17 protein-coding genes and 1 tRNA gene are annotated in these 14,721 nt (G+C 53.9%); 11 read left to right on the forward strand and 7 right to left on the reverse strand.

Features of this window, described 5'->3' with window-relative positions:
* Positions 1-27: 27 nt before the first annotated feature.
* Positions 28-103 (forward strand) — tRNA-Phe (locus H5P28_RS11410).
* Between the two features lie 335 nt (positions 104-438).
* Here H5P28_RS11410 and H5P28_RS11415 read toward each other — a convergent pair.
* Entirely contained in the window at positions 439-1,575 is a 1,137-nt protein-coding gene (locus H5P28_RS11415; RefSeq protein ID WP_185675827.1) for a HigA family addiction module antitoxin, read from the reverse strand.
* Positions 1,576-1,803: 228 nt separating this feature from the next.
* On the opposite strand from H5P28_RS11415, the gene H5P28_RS11420 reads away from it, so the two are divergent.
* From H5P28_RS11420 to H5P28_RS11450, 7 genes are all read left to right on the forward strand, one after another.
* A complete protein-coding gene (locus tag H5P28_RS11420; RefSeq protein ID WP_185675828.1) occupies positions 1,804-2,193 on the forward strand; it encodes a plasmid mobilization protein in 390 nt (129 codons plus the stop codon).
* Positions 2,190-3,317, forward strand: coding sequence for a relaxase/mobilization nuclease domain-containing protein (locus H5P28_RS11425; RefSeq protein ID WP_185675829.1), 1,128 nt, complete (start codon positions 2,190-2,192; stop codon positions 3,315-3,317). Before H5P28_RS11420 ends, H5P28_RS11425 begins: the two co-directional genes overlap by 4 nt.
* Complete coding sequence (locus tag H5P28_RS11430) at positions 3,314-3,838, forward strand: hypothetical protein (protein ID WP_185675830.1); 525 nt, start codon at positions 3,314-3,316, stop codon at positions 3,836-3,838. Before H5P28_RS11425 ends, H5P28_RS11430 begins: the two co-directional genes overlap by 4 nt.
* Positions 3,835-4,518 carry a hypothetical protein gene (locus H5P28_RS11435; RefSeq protein WP_185675831.1) on the forward strand — a complete coding sequence of 228 codons (684 nt, stop codon included), beginning with the start codon at positions 3,835-3,837 and terminating at the stop codon, positions 4,516-4,518. Before H5P28_RS11430 ends, H5P28_RS11435 begins: the two co-directional genes overlap by 4 nt.
* 116 nt (positions 4,519-4,634) lie before the next feature.
* On the forward strand, positions 4,635-6,296 hold the full coding sequence (locus H5P28_RS11440) for a recombinase family protein (RefSeq protein WP_185675832.1): 1,662 nt from the start codon (positions 4,635-4,637) through the stop codon (positions 6,294-6,296).
* 288 nt (positions 6,297-6,584) lie between these two features.
* On the forward strand, positions 6,585-7,502 hold the full coding sequence (locus tag H5P28_RS11445; RefSeq protein ID WP_185675833.1) for a hypothetical protein: 918 nt from the start codon (positions 6,585-6,587) through the stop codon (positions 7,500-7,502).
* A gap of 1 nt (position 7,503) precedes the next feature.
* Positions 7,504-8,163: an RHS repeat-associated core domain-containing protein gene (locus tag H5P28_RS11450; protein WP_185675834.1), complete on the forward strand. Its 660-nt coding sequence runs from the start codon at positions 7,504-7,506 to the stop codon at positions 8,161-8,163.
* Positions 8,164-8,907: 744 nt separating this feature from the next.
* Here the strand turns inward: H5P28_RS11450 and H5P28_RS11455 are convergent.
* Genes H5P28_RS11455 through H5P28_RS11480 form a run of 6 tightly spaced genes read right to left on the reverse strand, consistent with a single transcriptional unit; the run spans position 8,908 to position 12,152 of the window.
* A complete protein-coding gene (locus tag H5P28_RS11455) occupies positions 8,908-9,381 on the reverse strand; it encodes a hypothetical protein (RefSeq protein WP_185675835.1) in 474 nt (157 codons plus the stop codon).
* Between the two features lie 20 nt (positions 9,382-9,401).
* A complete protein-coding gene (locus H5P28_RS11460) occupies positions 9,402-10,073 on the reverse strand; it encodes a prepilin-type N-terminal cleavage/methylation domain-containing protein (protein ID WP_185675836.1) in 672 nt (223 codons plus the stop codon).
* A gap of 11 nt (positions 10,074-10,084) precedes the next feature.
* Entirely contained in the window at positions 10,085-10,264 is a 180-nt protein-coding gene (locus tag H5P28_RS11465; protein WP_185675837.1) for a hypothetical protein, read from the reverse strand.
* A 37-nt stretch (positions 10,265-10,301) separates the two neighbouring features.
* Positions 10,302-10,937 carry a type II secretion system protein gene (locus tag H5P28_RS19600; protein ID WP_221773410.1) on the reverse strand — a complete coding sequence of 212 codons (636 nt, stop codon included), beginning with the start codon at positions 10,935-10,937 and terminating at the stop codon, positions 10,302-10,304.
* A gap of 17 nt (positions 10,938-10,954) precedes the next feature.
* Entirely contained in the window at positions 10,955-11,578 is a 624-nt protein-coding gene (locus tag H5P28_RS19605; protein ID WP_221773411.1) for a type II secretion system protein, read from the reverse strand.
* Positions 11,538-12,152: a hypothetical protein gene (locus tag H5P28_RS11480; protein WP_185675838.1), complete on the reverse strand. Its 615-nt coding sequence runs from the start codon at positions 12,150-12,152 to the stop codon at positions 11,538-11,540. The genes H5P28_RS19605 and H5P28_RS11480 overlap by 41 nt, the downstream gene beginning before the upstream one ends.
* Before the next feature lie 499 nt (positions 12,153-12,651).
* On the opposite strand from H5P28_RS11480, the gene H5P28_RS11485 reads away from it, so the two are divergent.
* From H5P28_RS11485 to H5P28_RS11495, 3 genes are all read left to right on the forward strand, one after another.
* Positions 12,652-13,521 carry an ArdC family protein gene (locus H5P28_RS11485; protein WP_185675839.1) on the forward strand — a complete coding sequence of 290 codons (870 nt, stop codon included), beginning with the start codon at positions 12,652-12,654 and terminating at the stop codon, positions 13,519-13,521.
* 401 nt (positions 13,522-13,922) lie between these two features.
* Positions 13,923-14,390: a transposase gene (locus tag H5P28_RS11490; RefSeq protein ID WP_185673748.1), complete on the forward strand. Its 468-nt coding sequence runs from the start codon at positions 13,923-13,925 to the stop codon at positions 14,388-14,390.
* On the forward strand, positions 14,354-14,721 hold a 368-nt coding region (locus tag H5P28_RS11495; protein ID WP_185675436.1), incomplete at its 3' end, for a transposase. The genes H5P28_RS11490 and H5P28_RS11495, both read left to right, overlap by 37 nt.

Genomic DNA, 14,721 nt, shown 5'->3' on the forward strand with positions numbered 1-14,721 from the left:
CTTGGCTACGTGCAACAACAACCCTTTGGCCGGATAGCTCAGTTGGTAGAGCAGAGGACTGAAAATCCTTGTGTCACGTGTTCGATTCACGTTCTGGCCACCACTTTAAATCCCGTAAATCCAGCGGTTTACGGGATTTTTTGTGCCTGCGGTTAGTGACCATCCAAAATCACTGTGCCATAACTGTGCCATTTTTTATTTCCTCTAAACGGGCCATTTGTGGCCAATCGAGGCCTGTCTGAACCGAACCGGACCTTTTGATGCCCTTGGCTCACCATCCTAAGAGTGCTGCCTTTTGCTGCCCATGGAGCTATTCGATCCCCTCCTTCCGGCAAAATCTTGCACGCTTTTGCCAATATAGGAGAGGCGGGGAGTCCAATCCTTAATGCCGTGCTTATGGTATCTGGAACCGTTTTTTGACCGATTTTCTTCTACTGTCTAAGTATTCCCCAAGTCGGCCAGTTCGAGTTGAACGTGCTCGTTTTTCTTTGGGAAGCTAAGTTGGAGTAGGTGATAGAAGCTTTCCCAGTTGTTTTGTCCACGCATTAGTCCTATCACTGCGTAAAGATGGCCAGCAAGCCGTGGATGCCCTATTTCTTCGGTAAGCCATTGATGATGTTTAACCTTTCGGCGTCCTTTGTCGTTGGCGGGGTTAAGGCGTTCTAACTCCAAAAGTACATCCTCATCTAGTCTTTCGTAGACAATGTCTTTCGTTAGCTTTCCAACGACGGGAGGACGTTTTGATGACAAAGCACTCCATTTCCATGCTTTTAGCCTAAAAAGGTTTTGGTAATACTCATCAGGAAATGTTTTTGCCCATGCCGCATAGTTTTTTCGGAAAAATCGATCAAAGAGGTTTTGCAATTCGTCCCGGTGTCTAACTAGCTGGTAACCAGTAGCTTCATCGATCAGGGCTTGAATACCCAACTCCGCTAAAGACAGGATCATGGCCTCCGCCATATCTGCTGCCTTAAGCAGTACCTTGCTCACTTGCCCCCGGGTCTGTCTACGGACATCTAACAAGGCCTTGCAGTAATCGACTATTATATTGCCATCATAGCCGTACGCAACAATTCCCTTTTCGTTGATGAATTTCAAGGGCTTGCTTACCCGCTTTATTAAGTCTTTGATTTTCTGGCTTTTAAGCATTGGGTGATCGAGCAGATTCGCTAGTTTTGATGCATTGGCGTAACTAGTCCCTATTTGCAGAATACCTGAAAACTCTTTTGCTGAAATCACCCTAGTACTGTCGTCCAGCACATAACATGGAATGTTTGCAAATGGACCGAGTTTAAGGGTCCCATGTGCCAACACTCTATGGCTTCCATCCTTTTGGGATTCATTGATATCCCATTTGGCTTGTATGGACATCCAAACATCGGGGCTTTCCCTGAAATACTGAGACAGTGCCAATGCGGTCTCGGTGGTTATTCGTCGCTTACTAGATAATATTTCACTTAAGCGAGACTGTGGGAGTCCGGTTTCTCTGGATAGTTTATATGCCGTTAGTTTGTTCTCTTGTATCCGCTGGTTTAAGAAATCGGCTGGAGAGATTGGATCGTTGTGGACTGACATGATACGAAATAAATCTAGCGGTAGTAGTTTTGTCAATCGTAATTACTTACGCCAAGATGGGGAGGGCAACGGATACTTCCATCAAGCATTGGTGGTATTTTAGGTAGCGTCGGCAAGATATGTTTTAGGTGCACCTGACGGCTCCCCTAAAACTCTTGTTTTTAAAAAATATTAATTTTTATGAAAAAATATCCGTCATAAAAATTGCGTTCGGGTTAAACTATTTCCATGCCCCGGAAATGTACCCCGAAAAAGTCCCGACGAACCGACCCTGACACGGCCCGGAATATCCCCGTGACCTGCAAGCTCAGTGCCGCTGACCTAGCTGTGATATCCCGGAAGTCTGCCGCCGCCGGGAAAACCCACAGTACCTTCCTTCGTGACGCCGCCTTGGCGTCCCACGTGCAGGTGAGCCCGGCCATCCCAACGATCAATGGGGACCAGTGGTGGGCGTTGTCCAAGGTGGCGTCCAACCTCAACCAGCTCACCCACATCTGTCATATCAGTGAGGCCAGTCCCAACTCAGGGCGTGTGCTGGAAACGCTGGACGAGCTACGGCAGCAGTTGGCATCAATCCGGGCAGACTTGATCAGACAAGAGAAAGGAGGGCGGCTATGATTGCCCGGATCAACTACCGGGAGAGCTTCGGTCGAGTCGTGGGCTATGCCATGAAACCGACCAAAGGCCCGGAGGTTGTCGGCGGCAACCTTTCCGCCGCGGACCCGGATGGCATGATTGCTGAGTTTAGCCAGCTTGCCGGGCTCAACTCCCGCTGCAAGAAGCCCGTCGCCCATCTGGCCTTTTCTTTAAAAACGGGCGAAGCCCTCAGCACCGGCCAATGGGCCAGCTTCGCCCAGCAGGTCGCCGACGAGTACGGATTTGAGCAGTTCGTAGCGGTCAAACACTACGACACGGATTGCGAGCACATCCATCTCATCGGCAACCGAATCAAGCTGGACGGCAAAGCCGTCAGCACCAGCAACGACCGGCACCGCATGCGGCAGCTATGCCAGCGGGCCGAGGTTGATCTCGGGCTTCAGCAGACGGCCACGCGCTCCCAGCAGGTCCGACTTAACAAAGACGAATTAGAGAAGGCCGACCGGCTGTACCATGAAGGCAAAGCCGCTCACCCCGTACCGGACAAGCTCCTTGTCGCCGAGCGCATCCGAGCCTGTGCCTACCGAGCCAGCTCGACCGAGGACTTTATCGCCTTGTGTCATCAACAAGGAGTTGAAGTGCGCTGGCGGCGCAACCGTTCGGGCACCGTTACCGGCGTATCGTTTGCCGCCGAAGGAATCAAATTTTCGGGGAGTTGTATTGGTTTACCACTACGCACCCTCAACACAAAAATAAATCGAAATGGAAAATACAAAATCAATCCAATACGCAGCGCAGTTACCCGCTTGGATCGAGGTGCTCACGGGCAACCTCGAAGAAGCCTTGCGGCAGCCGCTGGAACAACAACAGGCATTGCTCGCTCAACTGGAGCAAGCCCTCAACGCCCTGCACGATCAGATCAGCAACCTCAATCAAGGGGTGCGCGATTTGATGGACGTGCAGTTAACCCAAGTCGAAACCTTGCAGGATATACTAGAGAGAAAAAGGTGAACATGGCCCAGACGATGAAACGAACTCTTCGCGCCGCAGCCCGACTCTTGGATGCCTTTGACGCCTTCGACTCAACGCTAAGCGGGCCAACCGTTGGCTCCCGCTCTAACCCCATCGGGAGGACACTGCTATGAGTGAGAATCAAGATGACCAAGATAAACGCCGTGATGAGCAAAGGAGGCGGGCCGAGCGTGCGCATAAACGTGCTCAGGACTCAGGTGAACCGGAGTCGGAGATGCCGATCACGCCGGAGGAACTCATTAACAAAATCCTTCAGGATTACACGAATCGTGCGGACGCGGCCAAGCAGGCTCAAGAGGCCGAAGCCGAGGCTCGTCGGCAGTGGGAACAGAGGCAGCATGAGATGGTATCCGGGTGTCTTCGCCGCAGTCAGGAGGCGGCACAGGCATCGAAGAACGCTGTGACGCGCAAAACTTGGACGGAGCAGGTACCGGCTGAAACTGCCCGGCAACTCGACGAGGTTCGAGAATCTGCTAGGCTCTGGCAGTGGAAGCTGTTTGTGGTGCTGTTATTCCTCTTCCAGTTGGTATCGGTAGCAGGGTTAGGGCTCTGGATTTATCATGTTGATCAGGAATCCGAACCGCCCCGGCCTCAGTCATTCCGTGAGATATTCGTGGAAGAGGGCAGAGAATGAGCTACCCCCATGTACTTCACATCGGAGACGGTCTGATGCAGCCAAACGCGCTGGCATCCGTCCACTATCAGTCAGACGGACTGTATGTTTTGAGCATGACAGGGAGCGTGTTCAAGGTGGAGGGCAAAGGGCTTGAGTTCCTCTTTCTCAAGCTGATGCATCGACGTTGCCGAAGTATTGAGGCCTCACCCGCTCCATCGGTTGGATGCTTAGGGGAAGTGGTCTCGTTCGCTGGTTATGGTGCTGTACCCCGTAAACCGACAGCCTGCATCCCTGCCTTTGGTGGATACGTTGAGCGGGGGTGGCTGCTGATTGAACTAAGCGATAACTGGCACCTTTTCCCCTGGAATCAGATTTATGAAATCGGACGAAAGGACGATTGGCTCTACATCTTTGGCGCGTCACTTTACGTGCGCATGTGGCTGGAGGCGGGGATCGCAAAGGATGAGTTTGAGGCCTTTCGCGCTGGAGCACATCATGCCCGGCACTACACGAAGCGACAGCGGGCAACCTACAGCGACATAGTGACGGTGGATCGATGTTACGCCAAAAACATTCAGGTGGAGAAGATTCGCAAGGATAGCGACTACGCAGACAAACGCTTCAAGGATTGGCACCGGATGAAGACGCGCCCGGCTGAGCTTTCTATAGCGAGAGGCATCTCCGGTCCCAGCCGGTAAAGTTGTAGGCGTCAAGGCCGTAGACCCAAAGCACAGCTAAATTTCAGGCTGTGCTTTTTTGTGGGCGGATGGTGCCTACGCGGAATTTGTTTTGATCGTATACTCTCATTATGGGTATGAAAGTAACAACGAAGGCGAAGCGGAAGGCCTACTCCTACATCCGCTTTTCCTCTAAAAAACAGGAGCAAGGCGACAGCCTGAGACGCCAGACGAAAGCCGCCCAAGACTTCTGTGAGCGGTTTAACTTGGAGTTGAGTACGGAGACGTACCAAGACCTTGGCGTGTCAGCCCTTCGCGGCAAAAACGCTCACGCCGGGAATCTGCGTGCCTTCTTGCGAGCCTGTCAGGAGGGTAAAATCGAGCGTGGAAGCGTCTTGATCGTGGAGAATCTGGACCGTTTGTCCCGGCAGCAAATCGTTGAGGCCACCACGCTGTTTTTGGAAATTATCGAGTATGTCGATATCGGGGTGTCTCAGCCCCCGGCAAAGATTTACAACAAGGCCGAACTCAACGAATCCCGCTTCGCCATTTTCGAGGTGCAGTTGGCCTTCGTCCGGGCCAACGAAGAAAGCGCCGTCAAGAGCGACCGCTTGCGCAAAGTCTGGGCCGAGAAGCAACGAAAAGCCAAAGATCAAATCCTGACCTCCCAGTGCCCGGCATGGATGATCCTCAGTGAGGAGAAGGAGCGCTTCATCCTCATCGAGGACCGGGTGAAACTCATCCGGGAGCTTTACTCGATGTGTATCGAGGACGGCCTTGGGGTCTATACCATCACCCATATGCTGAACAAGCGGAATGAGCCCGTGTGGGGGCGGGGCAAGGCTTGGCAGGAGTGCTACGTGCAACGCCTGCTCACCACCAAGGCCGTACTGGGTACCTACGTGCAGCATAAGCGAGATGACCGCACCGGAGGCCGCAAAACCAATGGCGTCGAAATCGAAAACTACTACCCGGTTGTCATCGACGAGGCAACCTTTCGCCGGGCACAGGCTGCTTTGGCCAGTCGCAAGGGGAAGGGTGGCAGGCGCGGCTACGGCAAAGATCGCACCGTCAACAACCTCTTTACCGGCTTACTGACCGACGCCTACACGGGCTGCCCGGTCCACTTCCTCAACAAGGGCAGATGGCAGTACCTTTCCCCCTCGTACTGCAAGCTTGGCAAAGTCGGCTACTATATGGCTTGGGAGTATGCCGACTTCGAGAGGCTGTTTCTTGTCCATGCCCTCAACGAGGAGTACCTTGAGCTCATGCACGAGGCCGACACATGGCAGGCGTCCAAGATCGATAAAATCAGGGCCGAGATCGACACCCTGAGAGCCCAGCTTGATAACGTTTCACGGGCCATTGCCGAGGTTGGCCCATCCGAATCCCTCAAACGGCAACTGGTCGAACTGGAGAGTGGCCTGACCGAACGCCAGCAGACCCTCAACCACTTTCTACTCAGTCAGTGTGCCAGCGACGAAGAGATGTTCCTGTTCGCCTTCGACGAAGGACTCGGTACTCGGCTACGCTCTGATGCCGTTCTGCGCAACAAGTGCCGGGCTATTCTTGAGCGAACATTCTCAAAAATAGAAGTCTTCTTCGAGGGCGACGATGAGGCTTATATTGCCAACCGTGCCCTCATCCAACAGGGCCTGAACGGCAAGAACGCCGCCCACAACCGCGAACTGGTCAGATCCATGAAACTCCAACGCTTCATCCGCGTCCACTACCGCAACGGGGCCACCCTCGACCTCTTCGACGACAACTGCCTCATCGAGGCTGAAGCTTTGCGGTAAGGCCACCCATCTTGATCCCATATTTCTCATCTACCATCCGGCCCTGCACATCTTTTCACCGCCCTCACGCGGACACGGACAGGCCCCATATATATGGGGCCTGTCCGTGTCCGCAGGCAAGGTCCAATCGACGGCTCGACTGGCTAATTAAGCGCATAAGCACAGGTTGTTTTTGCCGATAACAATGGAGGTCTTTCATCTCATTTGATGATTTTGATTGTTGATGGTTCGTAGATTCTTGTATTATAAGATAACTGCCATCTGCTTGTTTTATCGGAAACCTGATCTATGCGTAAAGTCCTTGTAAAAGCTCGATCTCACAAACTGTGCTGGTGGCTGCTCGCATTGGCTCTGTTCGCTTATGGATGCGGAAAAAATCAGCCGGAGACCGCCGAAACTCCTCCGGTCCGTCCGACGAGCTACGAACAGCTCATTGCGCTCTCGGATGATGATCTGGCTCAGGTGGATGTCGCGAGGATGAACCTGCTTTGCGCCGAAGGGTTGGCCGGGGCTGAGGATCTGGATGTTCAAGCGGCGTTGTGGAAGCTCGATAGGTGGGCCCGCTTGGCCAAGGCGTCTGAAGAAAAATATCTTCCCCAGTTTTGGGCCAACCAAGCTCGATACGACCACTCGCTGGCAAAATTCAAGGCGGTTAATCTGGCCCTGACAATAAAGGAAGATTTGGGCTGTGGGTATAACTTGGAACTGGTGCGCTCGGGTGTCATGTCCGACGTGAGGAGCACGCGGTTCTTTCAGAATTCGAAAGACCTGTTTTTGCACGGGTTTCTCTCTGAGCAGCAAGCGGGCAGTTGCGCTTCGTTGCCGGTTCTTATGGTGGCGTTGGGGCGACGTTTGGATTACCCCGTATACCTCGTTGCCTGTAAGGGGCACCTGTTTTGCCGATGGGATGACGGCAAGGAGCGTTTCAACATCGAGACAGCCATGCAGGGGGTTGATTCAAAGCCGGACTCCTACTATTACCGCTGGCCCCATCCGACCAATGAGGCCGAGGCTCAGGCTGAAGGTTACTTGACTAACCTCACCCCACGCCAGGAATTAGCCGTTTTTGCCCAATTGCGGGCAGCCTGCCTGCAAGAGAACCGGGATTATGCCGGGGCAGCAGACGCCTATGAAATCGCCTTGGCGACGTTCCCGGACTCCTCCCTGATCAAACAGTATTTGAACCGCGCTAAATCTAAAATATAGAATGAAATCTCTACTCCTGTCTGTTTTGTTGTGTCTACTCTCGGCCAATTGCTTTGGCTACTACATGGCCCAGCAGGGCCGATGGCTCTCCAGAGACCCCATCGGGGAAAAAGGCGGAAAAAATCTCTATGCCATGGTCGATAATGATGCGGTCAATCGGTTGGATTACTTGGGACTATTCGATAAGTCGATTGCTGATAACGGTATTGTTACGATTAAGGTTAAAAACTGTGAGATTGTCATCCTTGATGGACATGGCTCTAAAAAAACGCCCCATGTTTTTACATTTCCTGAGGGTACTTGTGCAGCAGGAGGATTCTTAGGATGCTACCCTGGAACAACTAATGACACAATTCCTGAAGATAATCGAGTTCCAGGTGCTCCAACCGACAAGGAACCTCGTGCTGATATAAAAGGATCGAAGCTGTGGAGTGAGCGAAAAAAGATAATTGAAGGCGCGGAGGAGAAGGCGAAAATGATTTGCAGGGATCCCAAGAAATGTTGTGAAAATATTATAATCACCGTAACCGATACGGTGCCAAATCCAGCTTGGTATGATATTATTTCAACGCCACCAAAAGAAGATGTCGTCTTCAAATATGATTGCGAAAAAGGTAAATTAAATCGAGTTTCAGGTCCATCAGACTATTATAACTTTTAAGCTTAAGCGTGGTTTAGTATGAAGATAATAGTTTATTACACATCCTTTCTGACGGTATGCTTATGTGGGGTTGGTATGTCGTTGTTGCATGCTAAATCTCGTTTCTCATATGATGCTCTACTCGAAGGGCATCGTTATTGCACACTTACACAATTATTTTTTGATTACGGAAAGTTTATGAATGTATTGTGTTTACCTTTTTTTATCTGGGCGCTTTATCGTACATTCAGGTCAAGCGATGGCTTCTTGGAGACGCAATTGAATATTTCTTTAGCCTTATTTGCATCTCTGACTATAGTTGTGTTGTCTTTGGTGTCTCTGGCTTTGCCATGGACGAATGTTATAGTCGGGCACTGATTTTGATATCCAGTGACTCCATCAGAGAATAGTGCGAGTAAAATTCACTTGATACCAACGGTTCCCCCTCCGTTGAGTCTGAAGCAACTAAACCGCCCCAAGATAGCTTTTCTCACCTCGTTGAGGTTGATGCTGGAAGCCGGGAATGAGAATAAATAAGGGCTATCATATTGGGGTGGCGAGGTTAGCTCAATCAGCGCAGAGAATTTTAGAGTTTTCCCCTTTAAGACCCGTCTTTAAGCTCAAAAGCATTGACTTCCCGCCCATTACGTCCCACTATAAAGGCATACTCCGGTTGGGTAAATCGGCTAACAAATGGACGGTTAGTTAGTGCCCGTGGAACGCCGTTTGTTTTGCGTGCGAAAGACTGGAATCACCCCGTACTGGCTACTTCCGGTTCAGGATCTTCTGAAGTGCCAGGTACAGCATGTAGAAGATGATCGCCGGGGAAAAGACCACCGCGAGGATGAACGCGAGCGTGACCACCAGCTCGATGATGTCACCCACATAGCAGGCCTCCAGGGCCTTGTAAGGGCCGACAACGGGCCAGAGGGAGACTTCCCACAGGCGTGAGGCTATGACGTCATTCATAGCACTTTGCGAAAGCCCGTGCAGCGATTCAAAGTGCCTGCCCAAGGGCTCCTGAAAGAACGTCGTCAGCAGACTGGCAATGATGTACTTCGTCAGGAAGATCGTGACGATGTAGGGCAGGTAGATGAAGATGTAAAAGTACGGGATGAACCAGAGGTTGGACCAACCCCGCTCGCGGAAACGGCTCAGGAAAGACGGCTTGGCGGGTTTGCTGCGAGTCTGTGCGTGTGCCTGCTGGCTGACAGGCTGGATGACGGGGATGTTGTTCATGGATGGCGTTGGAATAGGGGTTACTGCATATTGGGGACCACGTCGTCATGACTCGGCCACTCCGTGGACACATCTTCGATGTCCTTTAGCTGGGCCTCGGTTTCGGCCCGGTATTCGGTCTGGGTGGGCATGTCGCCAAGCTTGACCCGGTTAAAGATTGCCGGGGTCACGACTCCGTTCGGTCCCATCGAAATTATGGTGAAGCCAACGCCCTGCCAGTTGGTATCCTTGGCCTTCGACTTGTAGGAGTACTTGTAAGGGTTGCCCCATGGATCAGCCACAAACTTGATACTGCCCTTTTCGCCCACAGAGAGATTGCGCACATCGAGCAAGGGCTTGATGGTGGCTGGCGGGTGCATGCCGTAGCTGCCGGGTGCACCGTCCTCACCATCCTTGTACATGATGATGAGCTCGCCCTTGAGCACACGGTAAAGGTCCGATGAAGTATCTGTGCTGAGGTCGCCTGAGGCCGTGGCCGTATTGGCCGAGCCAAGCCAGGGATAGTCGCCGTAGCGCATCTTGAATGTCTCCAAAGCGGTCGAGATGGCTTGCAGGTCGGCCTTGGCCTTGGCGGTGGACTGGACGCTGTACACGTAGCGCTGGATGCCGATAGTGAGGCTGGCCAGAATGATGATGATCCCCATCACGACAAGGAGCTCGATCAGGGTAAAACCGGGGCGGTGACGTTTCATGGTCAGGGGACTTAGCTGTTGGCGGTGTGCTGCTGCTTCTTGCGGGCTGCGAGCAGCCCGGCTAGACCGATGCAGACGAGCCCGGCGAAGATCAACTTCTGGTCGAGGTATGGGGCATAGATCGCCATGCCTGCGGCGACGAGCGCCAGCACGAGATAGGAAACGGTCAGTACGTTGATGGATGCTTTCATGGGGTGTCCTTGGATTGATGTTGGTAGTTGTGACAGGTTACTGCTCGGCGGTGCTCTCCTCACTGGTGAGGCCGGGAAAGGTGGTGAAGCGTGCCAGCTTCTTGGAGCCGCTTTGGGTGACGGACTCGAAACCGAAGACCAAAATCCGCGTCTCCAGCGCCTCCTGGAGCTTGTACGTGTAGCTCTTGTCGTCGTAGCCCTTGAGGTTGAGTGACTGCACCATGCCGGAGTAAATCATGCCCTGCGGGGCAATGATGATGCCGATGTCCTTGTTGCCCCACGCGTCGTAGAGCTCGGGGCTGTTCGAGTCGGGGTCGAGCACATCCCCGTCAAACTTCATGTATGTGCGGCCCTTGCGATTCTCGCTGGTGTCCTCGCCCGAGAGAGCCCCTACGAGGTCCACATCCTCCGTGCTGAAGGCGATGTAAGGACGGCCTTCTGTATCCGTTTTTGAATACGCTCTTGAAAACGGATAATAACCGTTGTCGGCCTGAAAGGCCGCTACCCCGTTGGCAATCGACGAGTAAAGCCCCCGCGCCGAGGCCCGGTTCATGGACTGACGGGCCGCGCCCACGGTCGGGATGAGGATCGCCGACAAAATCCCGATCACGGCGATGACCATGAGCAGTTCGATCAGGGTGAAACCAGTGGTTCTTGAATGCTGGTGCTTCATGCTGTGCGTGGGGTTGGTTATTCGACCCAAGTGCCGACGGCCTTGGTCCCGTCCCCGGCGGAGAACACGACCACCGATGCCCGGATGTCGTCCCCGCTGGGTAGGCCGGGGTTCATGGTTTCGCGCCCCGACGGGTTGTCCTTGGGGTTGCCGGTTTTAAGAGAGGTCCCGTTGACCCGGCTGGCGCTGATCTTGGGGACTTTGTCGCCGCTGGTGTCGAACAGGATGTTGATGTCGGAGTTGCCAAACCCGTCGATGGTGTAGTCCTTGTTGTTGTACTCGACGGTGTTGCCGGGCGAGTAGTAGCCAACCATGCGGCGGTTGAGTTTGCGGGCTCCCTGATAATCGCTCTGGTTCCCGCTCAAGATCGCAATGATGTTCGAGTCCTCGGTCGAAACCGGGTTGGTCGATCCCTCCATCGGCCACCAGCCGTAGTCGGCCTTAAACGACTGGCAGGCGTTGGCAAGCTGCGTGAACTCATAACGCGACTTAGCCGCCATAGCCGAACGACGAGCCCCGCCGACCACGGGGATCAGGATTGCCGCCAAGATGCCGATGACGGCAATCACCGTCAGCAGTTCGATCAGGGTAAAGGCCGGGCTAGTTCGCCGCCGTGACGAGAGTGGGAGAGGTGTTTTCATGGGTAGGTTCGGTGGGCTCGACAACGACTTTGCCGGGCTTGTGAAGGAAAACGGAATTGCTCATGATGGTGCCGGAGTAGGCGATGACTTGAGCGTCGGTCGCGTTGGCCAACTGGTGTAGGTAGTCGCTATTGCCACCCACCCGGCAGGAGATGAGCTCAAGCTTGGCATCCGGGGCGGAAGCCTCCTTAAAGGCTTCCCACATCGGGCTGACAGCGAAGGCTATCCCGTCCGAAAGCTGCGGATAGCAGACTCCGTCCAGAATAGTAGTCTCCGGCGTTTGGCCTTGGAAGAAGCCGGGCTCCACCCCGTGGGCGATATAGATAAAGCGCCGAATGCCTGTGTGCTTGGCCAGCATGGCGGCGGCATCCGTTTCCCCCTTGACGACGTAAACCGCCGCATTCGGGTAGTCGGAAAGTTCAGACTCCATCGCCCGTAATAGCGGGGTGTAGTCCTGTGCAGATACGCTGAAAAACTGCCCGTCCATGTTCACCATGATGACGGTGGTGGTGTCGGGATTGTCGTGGACTGTGAAGCTCTTACGGTTCAGCGTATGCGGGTACTTGACGCACATGCGGGCATATTCGTAGCCTCGTCCAAGGGCGGTAAAAACCAGCCCGACAATTAAGGCGATTAAGACTCTTTTGGCGTTGCGGGGTCCCATGTTCGGTGGCGGTTGCCCCCGAATTGGGTAATCCAGCTATCAAATGTCCTATTGGCTGACGCCTGTCAGAGCCTGCCTTGTGTAGGCTCTTTTGTATCCGTATATGAATACACGGCAGGGGTAGTCCTGTGGCTGACGCCATTGTTGGTGGGATTGCTACGCCTGCTTTTCCGCCCCGCGAAAAAGGGATTATGCCAGCCCTTTGCTCAGACCCGATAAAGGTCGTATTTTCATAAAAAAGGGTATCCGCACGCGGAGCCTCCCATTTTTAGCGTTCCTTGAAAATCTCCACCTTGACGGGGGACCTTCGGTCCCTCGCTCCGGGCACACGGTAGCTTCCGCTCGCCGCTTGGCAGGGAAAATCAGGCTTTCAATGAAGAAGGCCGGTTAACCCGAAAGGAACATTACTATGAAAAAATCCGCCTACGACCGAGTGACCGAACGCATGATTGAACTGCTTGAGAAGGGCGTTTGCCCTTGGCGTAAACCTTGGAACCGCATTGCAGGCCGTCCTCGTAACTTTGCCAGTGATCGGCCTTACTCCGGCATCAACTGGTTTCTCTTGCAGACCGCCAGTTTTGACCTCCCTTACTTCATGACTTTTATCCAGGTGAAGGCCAAAGGAGGGAGCGTCACAAAGGGCAGCAAGGGCTTGCCCGTGGTCTACTGGGGCACCTTTGAACGCGACGACGAGAACAACGGCAAATCCGTCACAGACAAGGACAGCGAAGCCCGTAAAATCCCCTTCCTAAAGTCTTACACCGTCTTTAACGCCTGTCAGGTTGAAGGGATTGACTTCCCCGATTTGCCCGAGTCAGACCCGCTGGCATTTAGTCCTATCGAGGCCGCCGAGCAGATTATTGCAGGCTGGAAGGATGGCCCGGAGGTCTTACACGGCTATAAACACGCCTGTTACCTCCCGGCCACCGATGAAATCCAGCTCCCTCCCAAGGCCCGCTTTGCCTCAGTAGAGGAATATTACGCAACGAGGTTCCATGAAATGTCCCACGCGAGCGGCTCCCCGAAGCGCCTTAACCGAACCATGAGCACCACCTATGGAGACAAGGACTACTCGCGCGAGGAACTCATTGCGGAAATGACCTCTGCTTTCCTCTGCGCCCATTGTGGGATCGACAATAGTGTCATCGAGAATTCTGCCGCATATCTTCAGGGCTGGATCAATATTCTGAAGGGTGACAGCAAGCTGGTTGTCATCGCCGCCAGTCAGGCCCAGAAAGCCGCCAACCTCATCTTGGGAATAGGGGAGGGGGAGTCATAACCCCCTTTATCCTTTTTATCATTTTATCGGCATTGCCCGGTTGTGACCGGGCAATGTTTTTTTGGGGACGGACAGGCAGTTAAACCTGCCTGTCCGTCCCCAAAAAAAAGCAATCGCTGAGCGATTGCGTGGGGCGTGAATGAGAATCTTTTCTCATCCACGCTATCCATCAACCTGAAGGCTGATGGATCACACCCCAAGCCTGACTGCCTTGGGGTGTTTTTATACAGAATCGAGATAAGCTGCCGCCGCCCTTACGCGGACACGGACACGCCCCCTTATATAAGGGGGCGTGTCCGTGTCCGCGATCAGGCGGCTAAAAGGCAGGGAGAGGGATGGGGATTTAGAGCGTTTCAAATAAAACTGTAGCTATTTTCTCTGGGATCTGGTAGTGGGTAGTGATGAAAACGCTATCGTTGGATTTGAGACGGCGGCTCGTGGAGAGCTACGATGAAGGCAAGTGCACGCAGGCCGAGGTGGCTCAGCGTTTCCGGGTGTCGTTGGGGATGGTGAAGAAGCTGATCCAGCAACGGCGCCGGACTGGCCTGATCGAAGCCCGGCATCGGTTTTCGGGCCGCAAGGCACGCTTATTGCCTGATCATGGGCCGGAACTGAAGGCATTGGTGGGGCAGCATCCGGACTTGACCTTGGCCGAAATCAAGGAGCGTCTGGACTTAGGCTATACGGTCGGAGCGATCCATTGGGCTCTGGACAAGCTGGGGCTGACATATAAAAAAAGACGCTCCATGCCTCCGAGCAAAACCGCCCCGATATCGCGCAAGCCCGCCGCCGCTGGAAGCGCAGCCAAGGCGGCCTCGACCCGGCGCGGCTCGTGTTCATCGACGAGTCGGCGGCCAAGACCAACCTGACCCGGTTACGGGGTCGCGCCCCTCGGGCGCCAACGTCTGCTCTGCCATGCTCCGCATGGACACTGGCACACCACCACGATGATCTCCTCGGGCGCCTGGACGGCACCACCGCCTGCATGAGTGTTGAGGGCGCGGCTAACACCGAGGTCTTTCAAGCCTATGTGCTCCAGATCCTCGTCCCCTCCCTGCGTCCCGGAGACATCGTCATCATGGACAACTTGCGCGCCCATAAAAACGAGGACACCCTCAATCTGATCCGGCAGGCCAAGGCCCAAGTCCGCTTCCTGCCGGCTTACTCCCCGGACCTCAATCCCATCGAAATGATGTGGAG

The organism is Ruficoccus amylovorans, assembly GCF_014230085.1.
Taxonomy (GTDB): domain Bacteria; phylum Verrucomicrobiota; class Verrucomicrobiia; order Opitutales; family Cerasicoccaceae; genus Ruficoccus; species Ruficoccus amylovorans.

Coding starts and splice junctions, on each gene's coding strand:
- H5P28_RS11415 (WP_185675827.1), bottom strand. CDS start 1,575: ATGTCAGTCCACAACGATCCAATCTCTCCAGCCGATTTCTTAAACCAG.
- H5P28_RS11420 (WP_185675828.1), top strand. CDS start 1,804: ATGCCCCGGAAATGTACCCCGAAAAAGTCCCGACGAACCGACCCTGAC.
- H5P28_RS11425 (WP_185675829.1), top strand. CDS start 2,190: ATGATTGCCCGGATCAACTACCGGGAGAGCTTCGGTCGAGTCGTGGGC.
- H5P28_RS11430 (WP_185675830.1), top strand. CDS start 3,314: ATGAGTGAGAATCAAGATGACCAAGATAAACGCCGTGATGAGCAAAGG.
- H5P28_RS11435 (WP_185675831.1), top strand. CDS start 3,835: ATGAGCTACCCCCATGTACTTCACATCGGAGACGGTCTGATGCAGCCA.
- H5P28_RS11440 (WP_185675832.1), top strand. CDS start 4,635: ATGAAAGTAACAACGAAGGCGAAGCGGAAGGCCTACTCCTACATCCGC.
- H5P28_RS11445 (WP_185675833.1), top strand. CDS start 6,585: ATGCGTAAAGTCCTTGTAAAAGCTCGATCTCACAAACTGTGCTGGTGG.
- H5P28_RS11450 (WP_185675834.1), top strand. CDS start 7,504: ATGAAATCTCTACTCCTGTCTGTTTTGTTGTGTCTACTCTCGGCCAAT.
- H5P28_RS11455 (WP_185675835.1), bottom strand. CDS start 9,381: ATGAACAACATCCCCGTCATCCAGCCTGTCAGCCAGCAGGCACACGCA.
- H5P28_RS11460 (WP_185675836.1), bottom strand. CDS start 10,073: ATGAAACGTCACCGCCCCGGTTTTACCCTGATCGAGCTCCTTGTCGTG.
- H5P28_RS11465 (WP_185675837.1), bottom strand. CDS start 10,264: ATGAAAGCATCCATCAACGTACTGACCGTTTCCTATCTCGTGCTGGCG.
- H5P28_RS19600 (WP_221773410.1), bottom strand. CDS start 10,937: ATGAAGCACCAGCATTCAAGAACCACTGGTTTCACCCTGATCGAACTG.
- H5P28_RS19605 (WP_221773411.1), bottom strand. CDS start 11,578: ATGAAAACACCTCTCCCACTCTCGTCACGGCGGCGAACTAGCCCGGCC.
- H5P28_RS11480 (WP_185675838.1), bottom strand. CDS start 12,152: ATGTGCGTCAAGTACCCGCATACGCTGAACCGTAAGAGCTTCACAGTC.
- H5P28_RS11485 (WP_185675839.1), top strand. CDS start 12,652: ATGAAAAAATCCGCCTACGACCGAGTGACCGAACGCATGATTGAACTG.
- H5P28_RS11490 (WP_185673748.1), top strand. CDS start 13,923: ATGAAAACGCTATCGTTGGATTTGAGACGGCGGCTCGTGGAGAGCTAC.